General features: G+C 58.6%; 17 protein-coding genes and 1 pseudogene. 9 read left to right on the plus strand and 9 right to left on the minus strand.

Annotated features, from left to right (window positions below):
- Positions 1-138: 138 nt before the first annotated feature.
- Entirely contained in the window at positions 139-933 is a 795-nt protein-coding gene (locus AM571_RS27710; RefSeq protein WP_074064217.1) for an SDR family NAD(P)-dependent oxidoreductase, read from the minus strand.
- A gap of 625 nt (positions 934-1,558) precedes the next feature.
- On the opposite strand from AM571_RS27710, the gene AM571_RS27720 reads away from it, so the two are divergent.
- Positions 1,559-1,780, plus strand: a complete 222-nt coding sequence (locus AM571_RS27720; RefSeq protein ID WP_074064219.1) for a DUF2798 domain-containing protein — start codon at positions 1,559-1,561, stop codon at positions 1,778-1,780.
- Between the two features lie 369 nt (positions 1,781-2,149).
- On the opposite strand, the gene AM571_RS27725 is transcribed toward AM571_RS27720, so the two are convergent.
- The 5 genes from AM571_RS27725 to AM571_RS27745 all read right to left on the minus strand — a co-directional run bounded on the left by AM571_RS27725 (position 2,150) and on the right by AM571_RS27745 (position 8,598).
- Entirely contained in the window at positions 2,150-3,067 is a 918-nt protein-coding gene (locus tag AM571_RS27725; RefSeq protein ID WP_074064220.1) for a LysR family transcriptional regulator, read from the minus strand.
- 175 nt (positions 3,068-3,242) lie between these two features.
- Positions 3,243-4,286 (minus strand): glutathione synthetase, encoded by a 1,044-nt coding sequence (locus AM571_RS27730; protein ID WP_074064221.1) that lies wholly within the window; start codon positions 4,284-4,286, stop codon positions 3,243-3,245.
- Positions 4,287-6,173, minus strand: coding sequence for a flavohemoglobin expression-modulating QEGLA motif protein (locus AM571_RS27735; protein ID WP_074064222.1), 1,887 nt, complete (start codon positions 6,171-6,173; stop codon positions 4,287-4,289).
- Positions 6,170-6,910: an N-formylglutamate amidohydrolase gene (locus AM571_RS27740; protein ID WP_237358682.1), complete on the minus strand. Its 741-nt coding sequence runs from the start codon at positions 6,908-6,910 to the stop codon at positions 6,170-6,172. The genes AM571_RS27735 and AM571_RS27740 overlap by 4 nt, the downstream gene beginning before the upstream one ends.
- A gap of 431 nt (positions 6,911-7,341) precedes the next feature.
- On the minus strand, positions 7,342-8,598 hold the full coding sequence (locus AM571_RS27745; RefSeq protein WP_074064223.1) for an MFS transporter: 1,257 nt from the start codon (positions 8,596-8,598) through the stop codon (positions 7,342-7,344).
- Between the two features lie 462 nt (positions 8,599-9,060).
- Between AM571_RS27745 and AM571_RS27750 the strand changes: the two genes are divergently transcribed.
- From AM571_RS27750 to AM571_RS27765, 4 genes are read left to right on the plus strand one after another with little or no spacing between them, the layout of a single operon-like run.
- Positions 9,061-10,032, plus strand: a complete 972-nt coding sequence (locus tag AM571_RS27750; RefSeq protein ID WP_074064224.1) for an ABC transporter substrate-binding protein — start codon at positions 9,061-9,063, stop codon at positions 10,030-10,032.
- A 20-nt stretch (positions 10,033-10,052) separates the two neighbouring features.
- A complete protein-coding gene (locus AM571_RS27755; protein ID WP_074065612.1) occupies positions 10,053-11,057 on the plus strand; it encodes a FecCD family ABC transporter permease in 1,005 nt (334 codons plus the stop codon).
- A complete protein-coding gene (locus AM571_RS27760) occupies positions 11,054-12,088 on the plus strand; it encodes a FecCD family ABC transporter permease (protein WP_074064225.1) in 1,035 nt (344 codons plus the stop codon). Before AM571_RS27755 ends, AM571_RS27760 begins: the two co-directional genes overlap by 4 nt.
- Positions 12,089-12,096: 8 nt before the next feature.
- Complete coding sequence (locus tag AM571_RS27765) at positions 12,097-12,894, plus strand: ABC transporter ATP-binding protein (RefSeq protein ID WP_074064226.1); 798 nt, start codon at positions 12,097-12,099, stop codon at positions 12,892-12,894.
- Here AM571_RS27765 and AM571_RS37820 read toward each other — a convergent pair.
- Positions 12,866-13,027, minus strand: a pseudogene (locus AM571_RS37820) (SAM-dependent methyltransferase); the annotation flags it as partial. The gene AM571_RS27765 and the pseudogene AM571_RS37820 overlap by 29 nt on opposite strands.
- Before the next feature lie 60 nt (positions 13,028-13,087).
- Positions 13,088-13,330 (minus strand): DUF1127 domain-containing protein, encoded by a 243-nt coding sequence (locus AM571_RS27775; RefSeq protein WP_074064227.1) that lies wholly within the window; start codon positions 13,328-13,330, stop codon positions 13,088-13,090.
- A 174-nt stretch (positions 13,331-13,504) separates the two neighbouring features.
- On the opposite strand from AM571_RS27775, the gene AM571_RS27780 reads away from it, so the two are divergent.
- The 3 genes from AM571_RS27780 (at position 13,505) to AM571_RS27790 (ending at position 17,053) form a co-directional block, all read left to right on the plus strand.
- Positions 13,505-15,517 (plus strand): BTAD domain-containing putative transcriptional regulator, encoded by a 2,013-nt coding sequence (locus AM571_RS27780; RefSeq protein ID WP_074064228.1) that lies wholly within the window; start codon positions 13,505-13,507, stop codon positions 15,515-15,517.
- A 290-nt stretch (positions 15,518-15,807) separates the two neighbouring features.
- Positions 15,808-16,731, plus strand: coding sequence for a DnaJ C-terminal domain-containing protein (locus AM571_RS27785; RefSeq protein ID WP_074064229.1), 924 nt, complete (start codon positions 15,808-15,810; stop codon positions 16,729-16,731).
- Positions 16,724-17,053, plus strand: coding sequence for a chaperone modulator CbpM (locus AM571_RS27790; protein WP_074064230.1), 330 nt, complete (start codon positions 16,724-16,726; stop codon positions 17,051-17,053). Before AM571_RS27785 ends, AM571_RS27790 begins: the two co-directional genes overlap by 8 nt.
- On the opposite strand, the gene AM571_RS36665 is transcribed toward AM571_RS27790, so the two are convergent.
- The gene (locus AM571_RS36665) at positions 17,050-17,280 is read right to left on the minus strand and encodes a hypothetical protein (RefSeq protein ID WP_155774549.1); all 231 of its coding nucleotides are present in this window, start codon (positions 17,278-17,280) and stop codon (positions 17,050-17,052) included. The genes AM571_RS27790 and AM571_RS36665 overlap by 4 nt on opposite strands.
- Before the next feature lie 25 nt (positions 17,281-17,305).
- Between AM571_RS36665 and AM571_RS38290 the strand changes: the two genes are divergently transcribed.
- Entirely contained in the window at positions 17,306-17,467 is a 162-nt protein-coding gene (locus AM571_RS38290; RefSeq protein ID WP_155774550.1) for a hypothetical protein, read from the plus strand.
- Positions 17,468-18,279 lie beyond the last annotated feature (812 nt).

Here is an 18,279-nt window from a genome sequence, read left to right on the forward strand (position 1 = left end):
TAGCCGCGCCGACGGGAGATTTCCGCTCGACGGCGCGATGTCTGGGTTGAAAAATTTGCCGAGATTCGATCAAGCCACGCTGAGCTCGATGTTGCCGCGCATGGCCTTCGACATTTCATTTTGCTCCTGATCGGGTGGTCAGCCAGCCCGATAGCGTGCTGCTGGCTTATTGGTAGACAAATTTCCCGCCATGGCTCGCCGCGCGTCTTCGAAGGCATCCCATTGGCCGGTATCGTGAAGGCTCGGGATGGTCACGAACTCCTTGCGCGAAAGCCCCAATATGGCAGCGTCGACCAGGGCTTGAGCCGGCATGACTATTTCTTGGGGCAAGTGCTGCACCGGAAGCCCTGCGATATCCCAGAAGTCAGTCGCGGTGGCACCTGGGAGGACAACCTGGACATGGACGTTGATGTCGGCCAGTTCGTGGCGCAGGCTTTGGCTGAAGGCGAGAACAAAGGCCTTCGTGCCACCGTAGACGCCGTTCAATCTTTCAGGTGCGACCGCCACGATCGAAGCAATATTGACGATCGTACCCTGGTTCCGCTCGACAAATCCAGGGACTGCGGCATAAGTGAGCCGCATGAGCGTATCGACATTGAGTGCAATCATCGCGCTCATGGCGTTGACGTCGGACTGGACGAGCGGCGCGGTCGCCCCGACACCGGCATTGTTGACCAGCATCGTGATCCGCGGGTCGTCAGTGATCAGAGTTGCGACCCGGGCTACGTCGTCCCTTATCGTGAGATCGGCAGTGACGGTCTCGACGGTGCGGCCTGTCTGTGCGCGGATAGCGGCCGCCACTCGTTGTAGTCGGTTGCCGTTTCTCGCAACGAGCATCAAGTCATAGCCCTGGCGGGCAAGTCGATCCGCATAAAGGGCGCCGATACCGCCCGATGCGCCGGTAATGACGGCTGTTCCCAACGTTTCCTGCATGGTGTTTCCCTTCAGGTTGTCGTCAACACACTCCAGTTGCGACTTGAGGACTGCGATGGCTAAGAATATGAGCTCGGGAGAAGCTGCCCGGTAGCGAGCAAAAATGAGAGCCAGCCTCTCGTTTGACAGAGGCCATCAGCTTTGGCGCCGATCCAAGGTGCCTGGCTCACCGGTCATGAGGTCGTCAAGCAGCGCCTTGCGCGCCCTCATATTCAGGCGGTTGAAGTTAATCGCCCGGTCTTCGACAAGCGGTTTGCCGGCCGGCAGAGATTGTTGATGACAAGGTCAAGGCACTTCTCTTCGGCAAAGCGCGCCGCCACGCACGAGATTCTATCCGTGGCGCGCAAGGCGGTCGGCATATAGCAGCTGATCGCGCAGGACGCGTAAATGACGAGGCCTTGGCGTGAGTTCGCGACATGACGCTTGGTGCTTTCGCGACAGATCTAGTCCGTTGCCCAGAGCTTGGCACTTGCCGAATTCAAGAGGCAGCCTCTCGCATTCTTTCTCTACCGCCCCAGGCGGCAATGCTCGATTCTCGGCGCCGATCATCAACCAGATGGTGACCGACCGGTTCGAACGGTGCAAAGCGGTCATATCGAGGGTTTGAACCTTCAAGGAGAAGAAAATGAACACGCAATTGAAACGCAAGATCGCCTTCGCCCTGTCGATGGGAATCATAACAACCGGAATTATCTCTTTCGTCCTTCTTGCTCTCAACCTCGGCTTCTCAAAGGGATTTGTCCTGACCTGGCTGCGCTCGTGGAGCATCGGGTATCTGATCGTCATTCCCGCCATTCTGCTGATCGGACCGCGACTACAGGTGCACGTCGATCGACTTGTCCGATGATCCGGTTGCGGGGAAAGGACCGCCGACACGACATCGCTTGAAAAAACTCGTTGCGGTCGCTGAGGCTCTTCCATCGCGCCGGGAGACGCTCAAGATCATCCCAAACAGTACCAGGACGCGGATATCGGTTCTTCGAAATCGAAAACGATCTCACGCCGAGAAGAATGGTCGGACGCAAACCGTACCCCAAAGGGACCGTTCTCTTGCCTGCACGGCTTTTCCGGGACCTTGTACGCGTGCAGGGGCGTTCCCTTGCTCTCGCAAAGACTACGAAGGCCATGCGTTCGATCGGCCCGCAGGCGGTTCTCGGCTGGCTCAAAACACCGGCGAATGTGGTATCCGGAGCGGACAACCGACGAGGTCCGCGCGTCACTGCGGTGAGTGTGCAATACCAGCATAGTTGCTGCACGTCGCGCGGAACCGTGGCAATGCCCAGTCGATGAATGTCCGCACCTTCAAGGCAAGAAGCCCTTGACGCGAATAGACGATATGGATCGGCCTCGCCTCGCTGCCGTAGCCTTTCAGGATCGGTACAAGCGCGCCAGACGATAATTCGTCGGGAACCTGATAGTCGAAGAGGCGGGCGATGCCGACGCCGCTTAATGCTGCGGCAACACAGTTGGCCGCGGTGTTGACCTCGATGCGGCTTCGCGGCACCGCTTCGATCGGTTTGCCCTCGACTTCGAATCCCCAGAAGAATGACCGGCTGTTGAAAATGATGCCCTCGTGGTTCGGCAATTCGGCGGGATGTTGAGGAACGCCATGCCGCTCCAGATAGGCTGGGCTGGCGCATGTCAACAGGCGAAATTCACCGGCCTTGACCGCATAGAGGGAACTGTCGGCGAGTTCGCCAAGCCGAATGGCGACGTCCACCTGCTCGTTTACAAGATGAACTGTACGGTCGAGCGACAGGAGGTTCAACGTCACCTCCGGGTGCTCTTTCATGAACTCCAGCGCAATAGGCAAGACGTACCGACTTCCGAACTCCACTGGCATTGTGATCGTGAGCGTTCCACGCGGTGTTTGATATTCGCCGGAGGCTCGGCGTTCAACCTCCTCGAGGTCTGCCATAATCTTGCGTGCGGCTTCGACGTAATCGCGCCCCGCCTCGGTAAGCTGCAGATTTCGACTTGTTCGGATGATGAGACTCGCGCCGAGGTGCCGTTCAAGATCGGCGACCTTACGGCTGACGCTGGGCAGGGGAGCATTCAGCCTGCGGCTGCCAGCCGACAAGCTGCCGGCGTCGACGACCGCAAGCAGTACCCGCATCGCATCAAATCGATCCATACGGCCCCAACGACTGGAGTGACCGTTCAAAGGTAGCCGAAATCACGTCCGGTGCCTAGATGGCGGCCCCGGTGGCAATCGTTGCCGCGAGCACTTGTACCGGGGGTGCCTCATTCATACGCTCTGGGGCTCAACCAGCCTTGGCGTGACATTTGAAATTCGTATGAGAGGTCGATCACAATGTGGCCAGGACTGCATTCGACAACCGGCTGCCATAATTCGCACGTGTGCTCACCTTCTTTTCCAACGCCTCGATTACCATGGAGGAGAAATTCACGCCGTAGAGCCGCTCAATGTTTTGGAGCCCTCCCGGCGTAAATACATTTATCTCCAAGATCTTGGAACCAATGATATCGAGGCCGACCAAGAACATGCCATCGGCGACCAGCTTCGGTCTTACGATTTCGGCGACCTCAAGGATATCTGGCGTGATCTTCACTGCAGCCGCAGTTCCAGCCGCACTGATGTTGGAGCGGACTTCGCCCTTTGCCGGGATCCGGCGAAATGCCGCATAAGAACCATCCTTTTCCAGCGGCCTGCCGTTCATGAGAAACAATCGTATATCGCCTTCGACGGCATCGGGAAGATAGCCCTGGGCGATCAGGTATCCCTCGCCGCTGACTGCTTCAAATATCTGATTGAGATTGGATTCCTTGCTTGATTTGATCTTGAACACGTGCCGGCCGCCCGATCCTTGAAGCGGCTTGAGGACGACGCCACGCTTCTGGCTGTCGATGAAGGCCCTGATCTCGTCCAGGCTCTTGGAAACAAGGGTCGTCGGCCGTATGACCTCGGGGAAGTCTTGAAAATACAGCTTATTCTGCGCTTTCGCCAAGGCGTCGGGATCATTGACGACGATCACGCCGCGCTCGACCGCAAGGCGTCCGAACATTGCCCCGACATGCGCTGCCCAGGGCCGTTCATCGGCGTCCAGGGATGGGTCGTTGCGCAAGAAGAGAACATCGACATCCACCACGTCAATCGTGTCGGTCGAGGTTTTCTCATTAAGGTTTGCGACGAACGCTTCGGCGTTCTTGGGTTTGCCAGCACCTGGAATGATCGCCCGCATGAAGAGACGGTCATCCGGTCGAAGCACAAAACCATCAGGCGTGACGTAGCAGATATCATGGCCACGGGCCATTGCCGCAAGCGCCAGAGAGGTCGTCGTATAGTACGGAGCCTCGTCCTCGATGGAGTTCACGAAGAAGGCAATGCGCATCTAGCTTTCCTTTGGTTGGACCATGTCTATGGGCCGCATTCCCTGTCTTGCCCTGTCGAGCCTTTCGCGCCCTTCACCGGTGGCGAGAAACAGCGGATAGACGGACGGTTGCTTCAGCAACCCGCGTGCGGCAAGCTCCTCCATGACGCCAAAATGAGAAGAGGCGATCTTTCCCATCCAGAAGGGCTCAAGCGCACCGCCGCGCTTGAGGTGATCCAGGAGCTGAAGCAGTCCTCTCAGGTAGATCGCATCTTTGGCCAGACCGCCGCCTCGGTAAACCCGCAGCGCAAGATTGAACGCCCCGAAGTGCGTGAATTTGTAATCCTCGACCAGACGATTGAACACATGTTCAAAGGGCACGCCTGCAAGCATGTCGGCGCATGCGACGACGCGGGCAGCGATCAACTTCAGCCGTTCCACAGTCATCCCGCCCGATAGGTATTCGGCGAAAACCGCAAGGCCCTCCTGCATCCCTTCGTAGCCAGAAAGCCCAGAGCGAAAGAGCCGCAGGCCTTGCGACGAACCGTTGAAGTAGGTGAGCAGATGGACGCCGATCTCATGGGAAAGAAGTGGCTCCACGCGCCGTCGATCCATGTTGGTCGTTTTTGATATCAGAAGGCGATGATTGGTCACCATCAACCCTGATGGAAGATCATCGCGGAGCTCGATATCGACTTTGAAGTCCGGCCACTCGCGCCGATACATTTCGATCATCGCTTGCGCGCGTTGCGAAACATAGTTGGCGTCCGCATTTGGCGCGTCGGAAGTCCGGTCGTCAAAATCAGCTTGGCCGGCGTTCGAAAGCGTGCCGAGAATGCCTTCGGCTTCGGCAAGGAGAGGCGGTTCGACAGGACCGTACAGCGCTCTTCCGAACTCGGTGAAGCTGGCTGCCTGGCGCGCCGCGATCAAGGAAAGCTGCAAATCCACTTCGCGCTGCTTTTCCCGATAGAGATCGTAGAGAACCGGGTCTTCCATATGATCAAAGGAAACCGAAAAGAGGTGCTGCTTTGCGCTTTCGACCTGGATGGTCAAAGGGCGGTAGAGGAAGGCTGGTTCGCCCTTGAAACTGTTCGACTTGAACTGTTGAAACGCCTGCTGAGCGTTGATGGGGGTAACCGCAAGGAGCACGTCAAAGGCCGATGCGATTTCATCGATGCCGCGGTCGACACGGCTCACGGCATCGACAAAGGCGCGTCGACCCAGGGATCGATGCGATGTCAGTTTCAGGATGCCGCGAGAGCTTATGAAAGCGGCGCATGCCCTTAGCCCGGCATCGAACAGGGTTGCAATCAGCTGATCTCGAAGCTCTGGGTATATCAGTGCGGACTCCGGCGCGCGGTAAATCGGAGCAAACTCGGCCGATAGGACGGCGCAACCGGGTACAACAGAAATTTCCTCGTCTATCATTGATGGCGGAGCTCCTCGCTCCTCCACCCTTGGCGTACGAAACCGAGCCTCGCTCGCCATGACCGCCTGCGAGAATGTCTCCTTGGCTACAACGGCATTCTCGGTTGACCAGACCGAAACCTCGAAGGGCGGCAGATAGGGCGCGTCGTCGGTAAGGAACTTGTCGCGCCCGAGTTCGCCGCTTCTGACGACCAGGAATGATCCAAACCGTTCAACCGCGATGGCGCTAAGAGCCTGGATGACAGGCATCACCTGCTTTGGGCTCGATGCGAGAAGATACGAAGCGTTTGACTGTGTTACCGACCGGGCAACCTCTTCGGTCTTGCGGGTCTCAACGTAAATGAAGATGAAGGGCAGCAGTCGATCAATATGAAGTCGCCCGCCTTGCGGCAACTCCTTGCGGATCGGCTTATCATCACGCAGACACTGTGCGACCTCCTCCAGCCAATTCTCCTGAACAGCCGATGTCTGGCGCATCATCGAGGTTGCCCCACAATGCGTTCCAGAAGTGGAACGACCGCCGTTACCGCGTCGCAAAGCTTGCCGAGGACGGCCTTGTCCGGCTGCCCGGTCCACTCATCCATGAATATCTTCTTGAACTCGATGGCGATGGCACATCCCGTATTGGGGAACTGCTCATGGATAAAGCGGGTTTGCTCTCCCTTGCCCTGGAAGGCGATATTCTCGCTCACGGCCAGCCTCTTGCCTCTGATCTTGAAGGCTCGGAAGTGGTCCATCAGCGGATCGACGACATGCGCCCAGCGATCGCGGTCCATCGAGAAGGTGCCGATGTTAATATCTGGGGCCTGCTCGGGATCGGTCTGGATGTCGGGACCGGCGCGGCGATGGTTATAGCTGTGGACGTCGAGAAGGACGAACTCCCCGTGGTTTCGCTCGATGCTCTTTAGAAAGGAGCCAAGCATTTCATAGTAGTCATCGTAAACCGTCAGGGAGGCCAAGTGTTTGGAAGCGGGAAGGCCGTTTTTCCAGACGGTTAGCCCCCAGGCTTGCTCAGGACGGAAATAGACCGCCTGTTCGCGACTCCGGTTGAGATCGATCTCAAACCGAGAACGATGAAAGACCACCTGGTTCGGCACGCCACTGATCAGGAAGGCTGTGAAGGGGTCTTCCTCACGAAGGCGCTCGGACTCGCTCAAAGCACATAGCGGAAGCAAGTCGTGCCGCATGAGCCGACCGTCATGGATTGCCGTCGCGATGACCGGGGATTGGCTTCTCCTGACGCTCCATAAAGAACCGGTGTCGGGACACGCGCTTTTGGGAACCTCGATCTGGTTTGTCAGTGATCGACCTTTCTGAACCAAGCCCTGCCCAAAGCTGTCGGGACTGCTTTTCCGCCAGCCGGACACGCCGGCGCTCTTTCGTTGCCTCTGCCTCTTCGCGATCTGAAAGGGAGTGGATCATAATCACGACCAGCGATAGCGGGACGATCCTTCAATGGAGGGACGACCGGTCGATGGTTGCAGGACGTTTGCGGACACATAATATCTACCGATGCAGGCTCTCGCCTCTTAGAAATGAAGGTAGATCGGCATTCGACTTGATCAAGGTGGGAGTACGCGCGAGCGAGTTCGCAAGTAGAACCTCAAGGCTTAAGTGGACTGAGCAAGGGTTGATAGAATCGGCCTCCCTAGGAAACCATCTTGGAGGCACGCCAATCGACAAATGCGGCCAAAAGTGCTGCCAGCAATGCGAGTGATGCCGACATCAGCATCATACCGAGCAGGACATGGGTTGCAGCTGACTTCACAAGGAAAAAGCCGGCAATTGAGGCTATGAATGCTGCGCCAGCAGTTGTCATTGCAGCGGCCAGCCCCGCCGCGGTACCGGCGAGATCGGCGCGCACCGACAGCACGCCTGTGTTGGCGGGGGGCATCGTCAGTCCATTGCCGATGCCGATGAGTATGCAAGGCCCAAAGAACGCAAGAGCGTGGGATGTCGCCAGCATCGATAGGATCAGGCCAACTAACAGCCCCATGCACGTTACGAGCCGCCCGACAATGAGGGTAGCGCCCAGCGCGTGCTTGGAGGCGTAGCGGCCAGCCAAATAGCTACCCAGGATGAAGCCTGCCGGGACCAACCCCATGTAAAAGCCCAGTTTCGCACTCGAGCCGCCGAGCGTTTGACCGACGGCCAATGGTGCGCCGCCCAGGAAGATGTAAAGCGTCCCCATGGACCAGGCCATGCACAGGGTGTAGACCCAGAACCGCGCCGAGCTCAGGAGCTCTCCATAGGCGGCAAGATAGTTCCCATGCGATCTCTGTGATCCCGTGGCCGTTTCTCTTAAATCAAAACGGGCCAAAGCGAGCATGGCTGCACCAAGGACCGCAAAGACAACAAAGCTCGTCCGCCATCCGAACAACTCATCCAATATCCCGCCAATCATCGGACCGAGCATCGGCGCAAGTGCCCATCCTACGGCGGCGTAACCGATTTTACTCGCGGCTTCGCGCTCGCCCGATGTTTCCTTGATCAGGACGAGGGCGACGGAAAAGCACGCAGCAATGGACGCCTGCATTGCTCGAAACAGGAGGAAAACGCCGATATTGGTCGCCAGTGCACAGCCAACGGACGCGACAATGAAGATAAAGACAGCCATTAATACGACCGGCCTGCGCCCATATCGATCCGTCATCGCTCCTGCGATGACGGATGTCAGCGCCGTGACGGTTGCATAGCCCGTAACCGAAAGATTAACGAGCGCGAAATCAGCTTGGAACGTGGCCGCAATGTTCGGAAGCGACGGCAAGATCATGTTCACCGGCAGCACCGCAAGCGCCGAAAGCAAGATGAGGGTCGCTAGCCGGGGCGGGGCAGTCGTCAGGGTCATGTCCATTTTGCCGGTCAGTTGGGTGCACGACGTCTGAACGGAATATTTGCTCGTCATGGTTTTGTCCCTCTTGTCAGTAAGGATTGCGGAAGTCTGACGAGGCGCGGCCCAATCTGCGGGCATAAAAAAAGGCCCCGTCAGGAGCCTGCTTACCGCGCATGGGGTGCTTTCGCCGGATGGCTACACCACCCTGCCCATGCGCCCTATCACCACACCGAGAACCATTGCGATTTTCATGAGGATACAGCTAGACCGGAATTTGCGCGTCGTCAATGCAGTCATCCTTTCACTGCAGGCAAACCCCAGCCTCTTATGGCGATGATCGCTTGGCCCAGGAGTTTATGCCTGCGACAGGGTGCCGACAGCACAGGGCAACAGAGTTATGTGGTGATCTCGCCGAGCTCCAGCTCCCGGCAAAGCAATTTACTGCCACGGCGCGTATCACATAAAGTGGATTGCAATACTCCTCTTTAGCGGCTAAAGCGATGTCGCGCATTCTGGTTTGGGGGGAATATCGCAATGAGGAACATCGCACGTAAAATCATCACACTTCTTGGTCTGCTGACTGTGATGACCGGCAGCACTGTCGTCTATGCCCAGGACGGCAAGACCCTTTCAATTACCGATGACCGCGGGGCCAAAGTCGAGGTTCCACTTCACCCGAAGCGAATAGCGTCGATCTCGTATTTTGCCGATGACGTGGCGCTCGCATTGGGTATCAAGCCCGTTGCCAGCACCTATATGACAGCTGGCCGCGAACCTGACTTTCTTCTTGGCATAACCGCAGGAATGAAGCAGATCGGCCAGCGCGCCAGGCCGAATCTCGAGCTCTTGTCGGAGGCTAAGCCCGACCTGATCGTCGCGATCCGTCGTTACACGGTCGGCAACGCAACGCAACTCGAAAAGATTGCTCCCTTCCTCGCCTTTAACATGGAGCTCCTGGACGGGAGCGACCGCGAGATCGCAGAGCTTTCAAAAATCCTCGGCAATCCTGAGCGCGGCATCCAGCTCAACAAGGAGTTCCGCGCGCACCTTGCCGATTTTGCAGCAAAGGCACCCAAGGACGTGCGTCCCCGGTTCGCGATCATGTGGGGTGGCGAAACACCCTTTGCTTTTCACACCGAAAATACGGCTGCCTCCATCGTTGCTGCTATCGGCGGCGACAACATCGCCGGAAACATGACGCCGGGCGGGGAATTCGGCATCGATCTGAGCCTGGAGACCATGCTCGAGAAGGATCCCGAAGTTCTCTTCATCTACGACTCTGGCCCAGACAGGCCTCATGAGAACAACCCGATCTGGCAGGAGCTCACCGCCGTGAAGAACAAGCGCGTCTTCTACGTCGGCGACCAGTGGGTCGAGACGAACGGTCCGATCGCCCGCGAGATCGTCTTGCGAGAGGCTGCCCACTATCTCTATCCCGATGTGTTTTCTGCCGTCGACGTGAAGGCGGAAGCTGCGAAGATCATTCCGCGTGAGGCCCAGAATTAAAGCTGCTGATCGCGACGATGATGGACGCACGGAAATCCTCAATACTCATTGGGTTCGTCGTCGTAGCGAGCTTGTTGATCATCGTCTTGGGGCTGCTGCCAGGAGCGAAAATGCTATCTCTCGAGAGCGTCCTGCGTGTGCTTTGGGCTCCTGACGGCCAGATCGACTCGATCCTTGTCTGGACCCTGAGGCTGCCACGAAGCCTTGCGGCTTCCATCGCGGGTGCCGGATTGGCGGTTTCGGGGTATCTTCTACAGGCGCTGACGCGCAATCCGCTCGCAGATCCGGGAATCACGGGCGTGACTGCCGGAGCGATCGCGCCTATCGTTGGCTGTTCCGTTCTTCTGCCGTGGCTTTCTTCCGCCTATTATCCGTTCGTTGGACTTGCGGGCGGTCTTGCTGCCGCTTCGGTGACCTTCTGGGTGTCGCGCGGCGGAAACGGGCGTCCGCTGCACTTGGCCCTCGGCGGCGTCAGCATTTCTCTCTTCCTGAACGCTATCACGATTTATGTCTTGCTCCTGGCAGGGCCGCAATCGACCGCTCTTCTGTTCTGGTTGTCCGGAGGCTTCCAGGGGCGCACGTGGTCACATGTGATTCATATGCTGCCATGGGCTATCGTTGGCGTGGCAGGCGCCCTGTTGCTGCACCGCGTGATCGCCATGTTTTCCCTCAGCGACCATGCTGCCGCGGGCATGGGTCTCCAACGCAATGTCTGGAAGCCGATTCTCCTGGTTCTGGGAACCTGTCCCGTTGCAGGCGTTGCCCCTGTGGCGGGTCCTGTCGCCTTCGTAGGCCTTGCCGCACCCCATATAGCTCGTCTGCTGAAGCCGCGGGGAGCCGTTTGGGAAATCGCCTTGACTGCGGCCATTGGGGCGCTGATCGTCACCTGTGCGGACCTCATCGGCCGGACGATTGCCATACCCAAGGAATTGCCCGTCGGTATCATCACTGCGCTTTTAGGTGGGCCGATCTTCATCTATCTCATTCAGCGAGGACGTCTCGACTTCAAGGGGCAGGGTGCATGACGGCGGGTTCGCAGGCCCTTCGCAGACCAACGCCGTGGCTGTTGCCGACTGCCGTACTGCTTGTCTTCCTGTCCTTCGCAGCCGCGGTTTTTCTCGGTGTAGTGGACATTCCCGCGTCGGACATCGCTGCGGTCCTTACCGGAGATGGCTCACCGGAAGCCCGCTCCATCATCCTCGATATCCGCCTGCCGCGGATCGCCACAGGCATCCTTGCCGGAATTCAGTTCGCTGTTGCGGGATTTTTGCTGCAGACCATCACGCGAAACCCTCTCGCCGACCCATCATTAATGGGGGTGTCGCAAGGGGCGACCTTGACGGTGACGGTCTTCCTTCTTTTCACGGTCTACATTTTTAATCCCGGCTCGAACACAGTGGCCGAACTACCGATCGCCTGGCTGCCAGCCGCCGCCATGGTGGGCGGCATGACTGCAGGCGGCCTCATCTATCTGCTTGCCTTCAAGCTCGACCTCAGCCCACTTCGGATCACGCTCTGCGGAATTGCGATTGGCGCCGTGCTCCATGCTCTTGCCATCGGCCTTATAGCAGGTTGGGGGTCGGCTCGTATCGAGATCATTCTCGAGTGGCTCTCGGGAAGCCTTTACGCGCGCACCTGGGAGCATGCGCTCTTCCTTCTGCCGTTCACGATGGCAGGCCTGGTCGTCCTGCCCCTTATCTACCGTCCGTTGGTCCTGTTGCAGTTCGACGCGCCTGTCGCCCGTTCGTTCGGAGTGTCATATCGCAAACAGTTTTCCGTCGCGCTATTGGTGTCCTGCGCCCTTGCTGCGAGCGCCGTCGGCGCGGTCGGGCCGATCGTCTTCGTCGGGCTGATCGTTCCGCATCTGGCTCGCTTCCTGGCCAGACGTCATTTCCCGATCGTACTTCCTTTGACCGTTGTGCTTGGTGCGGTCATCGTCACCCTGTGCGATCTCATCGGCCGTCTTGTCGGTCGCGCCGAGGAGGTTCCGATCGGCGTGGTCACAGCAATCGTCGGTGTGCCGGTCCTGCTCGCCCTTCTACGCAATGCCCCTTGAGATCGCCCATGCCTTTGAGTTGCTCGCAGTTGTCGGTTTTTTACGGTCGTCGCAAGGCGCTCGACAGCTTTCGGCTTTCCTTGAAAAAGGGTGAAATCCGCGCTCTCATCGGCCCGAACGGATCGGGCAAGAGCACTGCCCTGCAAGCGATGGCCGGCCTGATCGCTCCCGCCGAAGGCCACGCCGCAATCGAAGACGTTCCCGTGGCGTCCATGTCGCGACGGACCATTGCCAGGAAACTTGCCTTCCTGCCGCAGCAGCCCTCAGCCCCTGACGAGATGACGATCGCGCAGCTGGTGCGGCAGGGCCGTTTCCCGCATGTCGGTCTGTTCCGCAGCTATAGCCGCAAGGATGAAGCGGCTATCGAGTGGGCGCTCGAAAGCACAGGCCTGACCAGCTTGGCCCATAGAACGCTTCAGCAACTCTCCGGCGGTGAACGGCAACGCGCCTGGATATCGGCGGCGCTGGCACAGGAGGCGGGCATTCTTTTGCTCGACGAGCCGACATCGTTTCTCGACATCGGCTATCAGGTCGAGGTACTCGACCTCGTGCACCGCCTAAGCCGGGAGAGGGGCGTGACGATCGTCATGGCGATCCACGACATCAATCAGGCGATCGCCGTCAGCGACGGCATCTCGCTGCTGGAGAAAGGTGAGCTGCGTTTCGACGGCGAGCCGAAGGCGCTTGCCCAAAGCGGTCTCATCGAAAAGACATTTCGGGTTAAAGGGCGGTTTGTCGAGGTTGCTCCGGACAAGCCGCCGCATTTCGACGTCGAGCTCACACGGCTACTCCGCCCCGACGCTTGAGAAGACGGAAGACGATCTTGGTCTGGGTGTAGTAATCCAGCGCATCGGCGAAATCCGGCGTCCAGCCGTCCTCAACGAAAGGAATGAAGCTGTCATATTTAAGCTTCCTGCCGGAAACTTCGAAGCCCGCCTTCGCCGCACGGTTGTTTGGGATCTTCTCGTTGTTGTCTTACGCGCGGTTGAATTTTGCTGACTACCGCATCGACATCAAGTTCGTGATCAGACCTGCTTTGATGACGAGCACGGGCCGATTGGTTTGCGGATGACCTATGTCCCTCAGCTGATCGGGCGTCAAGTCTGCCAGTGCCGCTCGTCGAGCGACGGTCCGCCGCCACTGCTGCAAGGCAGCGGTTATCGTTGCTGCGCACGTCGGGGTGGCTCCGAACCACTGTGTTTGCGGCGCGCTGCCGCCAGCGCGAGTTTCTGTATGAGCCATCTTCACTCTCCCATTTTGAGGTTTGCAGGCGGGAGTGTGCCACGCGGGTGTTTTCGGGTTGTTCGGCTGTGCGTGAAGAAGGAGCAAAAGTTCGACAAGCCGCCGCTAAATCGACGTTAAATCTATCTGCCGAAATGCTATTCTGCGGCAGCGGTCAGAATCTGGAGACGATCCGTGCGCATCAGGTTGCTAGGTGGCCTCGAAGTTACTTCTCCGGAACTCCGGAAAGTCCGCTTCACCACGCGCAAGACTTCGCTCCTTTTTGCTGCCTTGGTCCTCGGAGGCCGCCGCGGCTATCGTCGGGAGCAGCTTTCCGAAGCTTTTTGGCCGGGACGAAGCAATGGGCAGGCCCGCAATAGTTTGCGGCAGGCGCTGGTCGACATCAGGCGGTCGTTCCCGGCTGGCAAGAATGCCACAGTCTACATCGATGGGGACCAGGAGACCGTCGCGCTGGTGACTGGACCGGATGACGTGGACATTTCGATCTTCGACCTGAAACTGGACGGCGGCCGGTCCACTGATCTCGCGTTTGCTGCGGATCTCTACCGCGGTGAGGTGCTTGCTGGCGACACCATCCCGGACGGATTGGATGAATGGTTCAGGCCTCATCAGAGTAAATATCAACGCAAGGCGCAGCAGCTGGTGGAGCGGCTGAGCCTGGCGCTCTCTGGACCCGGCTCTTCAGAAGAAACAGCCTGCGAAGGGCTCGCGGAAAGGCTGCTTGCTTCGGACCCAACTATGGAGGCAGCCCATCGAGCATTGATGCGGATCCACGCTCTGAGGGGGCACGACAACGCGGTCTTGCGCCAGTTCGAGTCCTGTCGAGCTCTCTTGAAGAAGCATCTGCGCGCGGAGCCCGAGGCACAGACGGCCTTCCTGGCGGCTTCGCTGCGATCGCGGGAGGAGACCGAATATCAGCGGAGCGCACCGGGCCTTGACCTCGTGTCGCAGCCGCAGGCCCCTTCAGTCCCAACGAAACATTACGATCGGGCATCGGTTGCGGTGTTGCCATTTCAGAATCTAAGCGGCGACACGGAGCAGGATTATTTTGCCGACGGCATAGTGGAGGACATCATCATCGCCCTGGCTCACTTCCGTCACCTGTACGTGATCGCTCGGAATTCGAGCTTTGCCTACAAGGGTCATGCCGTAGACATAAAGCAGATCGGACGTGAATTGGACGTACGCTATGTGGTCGAGGGAAGCGTGCGCCGGACGGGCGACCGCCTGCGCATCGCCGGGCAGCTCATCGACACTTCGACCGGTGCCCATCTCTGGGCAGATCGTTTTGACGGAACTCTGGCGGATGTATTCGATCTTCAAGATCAGGTCGCCTCAAGCATCGTGGGCGCGATAACACCGAAAGTGGAGGAGGCTGAGATCGAGCGCGCCAAACGCAAGCCGACAGAGAGCCTCGACGCTTACGACTACTATCTGCGCGGGCTGGCGGCCTTTGACCGGACGATCACCGTTAGATCCACCATCGACGATGCCTTGGGGCTGTTCATGAAGGCGATCGACCGTGACCCGGAGTTTGCCATGGCCCATGCTCGGGCGGCACGGTGTTACGCGACCCGAAAAAGCAACGGTTGGATGATCGACCGTGCGCAGGAGATCGCCGAAGCTACCCGACTGGCCAGGAAGGCGGTCGAGCTTGGAAGGGACGATGCGATTGCGCTCTCCTACGGCGGATACGTCCTCGGCTACGTTGGTGGTGACCTCGATGACAGTGCGGCTTGCATCGATCGCGCGCTTGCTCTCAACCCGAATCTGGCCGCTGCTTTGGGCGTCAGCAGCTGGGTGAAAACTTGCTTGGGCGAGCCGGACAAGGCCGTCGAACACGCCGCGCTTGCCATGCGCCTGAGCCCATTTGATCCGCGCCTGTTTGCTTGGCAGTTCAACACCGGGCTCGCTCATTTTTGTGCTGGCCGCTACGATGACGCAGTCGCCTGGGCGGGCAAGTCTTTACGCCACCAGCCGAACTACCCGAGTGCGATGCGTGTCGTGGCGGCCGGTCATGCCCTGGCGGGGCGGTTTGCGGAAGCCCGGGAAATGATCGCTCGCCTATGCGACTTCGACCCTGCGCTGCGCCTTTCAAATCTTGCCGATATACTCCCACCGTTCCGGCGACCGGACGATCGTACTCGGTATATGGAGGCTCTTCGGAAAGCGGGACTGCCGGAGTAACGCCGATCTGTGTAAAGCTGGTCGGACGTAGAAGGCGCGGCGCTTTCAGGCACCATCTCTTTAGGCTTGATTGTCTGGCAGGCAAGGTCGCGGTTGAGAACACAGCGGGGTAAGGGGCAGTTGAGGGCCAGCTCGTCCGCATCGATCCTTGTTATGAAGTTGTGTTGCAGCTCGTGAAACAGACACTCTTTAAGCTGAATGCTCCTCTCACCTCTCCTTTAGCAGACGGCGACAACCTATATCAGCGTTTAATTAACTTTGCAGTATTCGTGCCTCGATAGGAGACATGTATGAACCAGAACCCATATGAGCTTTTGGGCGTGAAGCCGGATGCGGACCAAAAGGAAATTCAAAGCGCTTTCCGCAAGCTCGCCAAGAAGTTCCATCCCGACCTCAATCCGGGTGACAAGCGCGCCGAGACGCGGTTCAAGGATATTTCCGCGGCCTACGAACTTCTGAGCGATGAGGACAAGCGTGCCCGCTTCGATCGCGGCGAGATCGATATGACAGGCGCCGAGCAGGCGCCGCGCAACTATTATCGCGACTACGCCTCGGCGAGCGGCCCTGGCGGCCCCTACCATAATGCCTCCGGCTTCGCCGATTTCGGCGACGCCGACGATCCTTTTGCAAGTTTCTTTTCGCGCCGCAGAGGTGGCGCGCAATTCCGCGCCAAGGGCATGGATCGGCAGTTCTCTATGGAGGTCGACTTCCTCGATGCGGTCAACGGCGCCAAAAAGCAGGTCAGGTTGCCCGATGGCCCGCCCCTCGATGTGCAGATTCCGCCAGGCACCCGAGACGGACAGATGTTGCGACTGCGCGGCAAGGGCGAGCCGGGAATTGGCGGCGGACCGGCGGGCGATGCGCTGATCGATATCCGTGTCCGCCCGCATCGTTTTTTCACTCGTGATGGTGACGATATTCGCCTGGAACTGCCGGTCTCCCTCAGCGAAGCTGTGCTCGGCGGCAAGGTCCGCGTGCCGACACCCTCGGGTCCCGTCAATCTGACGCTGCCGCCGCATTCGAATACAGGCAAGGTGTTGCGACTGAAGGGCAAAGGCGTTGTAAGGCGCGGCGGTGAACAAGGCGATGTCTATGTCACTCTCAAGATCGTCCTGCCCGACAAGCCGGATGATCGGTTGACCGCATTAGTCAAGGATTGGGCCACAACGAGCGCGCAGGATCCAAGAAGGAGCATGGAGTCTGAGCATGGATGATGTTGAATTCCGGCGTTTCCTGAGGATCGACGTCACCGAGTTGAATTTTTGGATCGAGGAGGGATGGCTGGTGCCTGATGCCGTGGAGGAACGGCTGCAGTTCCACGACAGCGACGTCGCCCGCGCGCAATTGATCCTCGATCTTAGCCGGAAGATGGGACTCAACGAGGCCGGCGTCGATGTCGTTATGGACCTGGTAGACCAGCTTCACGGGCTGCGCGGAACCATGCGCCGGCTATTGACCGCGATCAGTCAACAGGAGCAGGAGGTGCAGCAACGGCTGCTGAGCGCTCTCGCCGATCTCGAACGCTATCGCGACTAGGCCGCTGCCGCAATAGCACGGTTCATGTCGCCTCCGTTAGTTCCACGCTTGCGCTCGAAGGCAATTTCAGGCTCGCCGAAGAGATGGCAGCCGGTGGTAAAAAGCTTGGCCTGAGAGACAACCTGCGGCCGGCAGTTCAGATATTCACCCATTCGCAGACTGTTCGGTCCTGCTGCACCGGTGAAAGTTACATCGTCTATTTCAACTTCAGAACCAGACGTCAGCAACCGTGCGTCCATCAAGCGGCAGGTCATGAAAGCTGTGGAGGCCGTCAAAGCGGCGCAGTGGAACTTCCGCCACCTGCTGCGGATCAGCAAGGCGAAGATTGACAGCTATTCTTGTTCGGCCGTCGTCGTTTGGCCTCAAGCTGCGCCAGCTGATAAGGTTGCCGCAGAGTTTGCAGAAATTGAATGAGATCCTGCGAGAACCGCAAATATACGCTGCCATAGCATTGCCTGGGTCTTCCACGGCGACTTCACGACCATCATATCCGTAGGTCCAGAGCACTCCATAGCGGCGGCAGACCGTGCAATTGCAGATCGTGGCATCGGGTATGTCCCCTCGGTACTCCCAACGCACAGCGCCGCAATGACAGGTGCCGCGCGTTATCTTAGGTCCGAATCGTACCGGCCGTCCCATGGCGCGTTTCCATTTGCATGCGCAGCTATTCGCCCGCCAACTGATCGTGGCGCTAATCGCTGGAGAACCCCTTAGCGCCTCTTGGAGGTTCCAAGCTGAACAGCTCGCCCGAGTCTTTGCCCGCTCGGCGAACCCGAGTGCTTCATACCATTGCAACCCAGAGGAGCGCAAGCTTCGTGGCCTGCGTCGTCCATGACACCCAATGCCATGGCCAAATGCGGCCATATGCGGTGAACCCGTGGCTCGAACGGGGTCACCGTTGGCCCCGCAAACCTAGCGTGAAGCTCATTGCAGGAGTATTTCTTCGTATAAGGCCAGCTCCACCTTTAGCTCTCAGGGAGGAATCAGACCTCAAAGCTGCGGGTGCAGATCGGCCGTTCCAACTCTGGATCTCTAACTCGTGGATGGCAGGAAACTCGTTGCCAAATGAGAATTCCTCCATCTTGTGTGATTCCTGCGAACATGGAGGTCGGTTGGTCCAGGGTGTTCCTTGGCCGACGTTCGAGCCGCTGACCCGAGGAGAATTTCCGACCTGCCGGAACGCCTGTCAATCGACAGGCTCCAATAACAGCCTTCCGCCATGTGCG

The organism is Rhizobium etli 8C-3 (genome assembly GCF_001908375.1).
Lineage (GTDB): Bacteria > Pseudomonadota > Alphaproteobacteria > Rhizobiales > Rhizobiaceae > Rhizobium > Rhizobium etli_B.

Excerpts from the sequence above, each read along its gene's own strand:
- AM571_RS27710 (WP_074064217.1), bottom strand. The coding sequence starts at position 933 with ATGCAGGAAACGTTGGGAACAGCCGTCATTACCGGCGCATCGGGCGGT.
- AM571_RS27720 (WP_074064219.1), top strand. The coding sequence starts at position 1,559 with ATGAACACGCAATTGAAACGCAAGATCGCCTTCGCCCTGTCGATGGGA.
- AM571_RS27725 (WP_074064220.1), bottom strand. The coding sequence starts at position 3,067 with ATGGATCGATTTGATGCGATGCGGGTACTGCTTGCGGTCGTCGACGCC.
- AM571_RS27730 (WP_074064221.1), bottom strand. The coding sequence starts at position 4,286 with ATGCGCATTGCCTTCTTCGTGAACTCCATCGAGGACGAGGCTCCGTAC.
- AM571_RS27735 (WP_074064222.1), bottom strand. The coding sequence starts at position 6,173 with ATGATGCGCCAGACATCGGCTGTTCAGGAGAATTGGCTGGAGGAGGTC.
- AM571_RS27745 (WP_074064223.1), bottom strand. The coding sequence starts at position 8,598 with ATGACGAGCAAATATTCCGTTCAGACGTCGTGCACCCAACTGACCGGC.
- AM571_RS27750 (WP_074064224.1), top strand. The coding sequence starts at position 9,061 with ATGAGGAACATCGCACGTAAAATCATCACACTTCTTGGTCTGCTGACT.
- AM571_RS27755 (WP_074065612.1), top strand. The coding sequence starts at position 10,053 with ATGGACGCACGGAAATCCTCAATACTCATTGGGTTCGTCGTCGTAGCG.
- AM571_RS27760 (WP_074064225.1), top strand. The coding sequence starts at position 11,054 with ATGACGGCGGGTTCGCAGGCCCTTCGCAGACCAACGCCGTGGCTGTTG.
- AM571_RS27765 (WP_074064226.1), top strand. The coding sequence starts at position 12,097 with ATGCCTTTGAGTTGCTCGCAGTTGTCGGTTTTTTACGGTCGTCGCAAG.
- AM571_RS27775 (WP_074064227.1), bottom strand. The coding sequence starts at position 13,330 with ATGGCTCATACAGAAACTCGCGCTGGCGGCAGCGCGCCGCAAACACAG.
- AM571_RS27785 (WP_074064229.1), top strand. The coding sequence starts at position 15,808 with ATGAACCAGAACCCATATGAGCTTTTGGGCGTGAAGCCGGATGCGGAC.
- AM571_RS27790 (WP_074064230.1), top strand. The coding sequence starts at position 16,724 with ATGGATGATGTTGAATTCCGGCGTTTCCTGAGGATCGACGTCACCGAG.
- AM571_RS38290 (WP_155774550.1), top strand. The coding sequence starts at position 17,306 with ATGAAAGCTGTGGAGGCCGTCAAAGCGGCGCAGTGGAACTTCCGCCAC.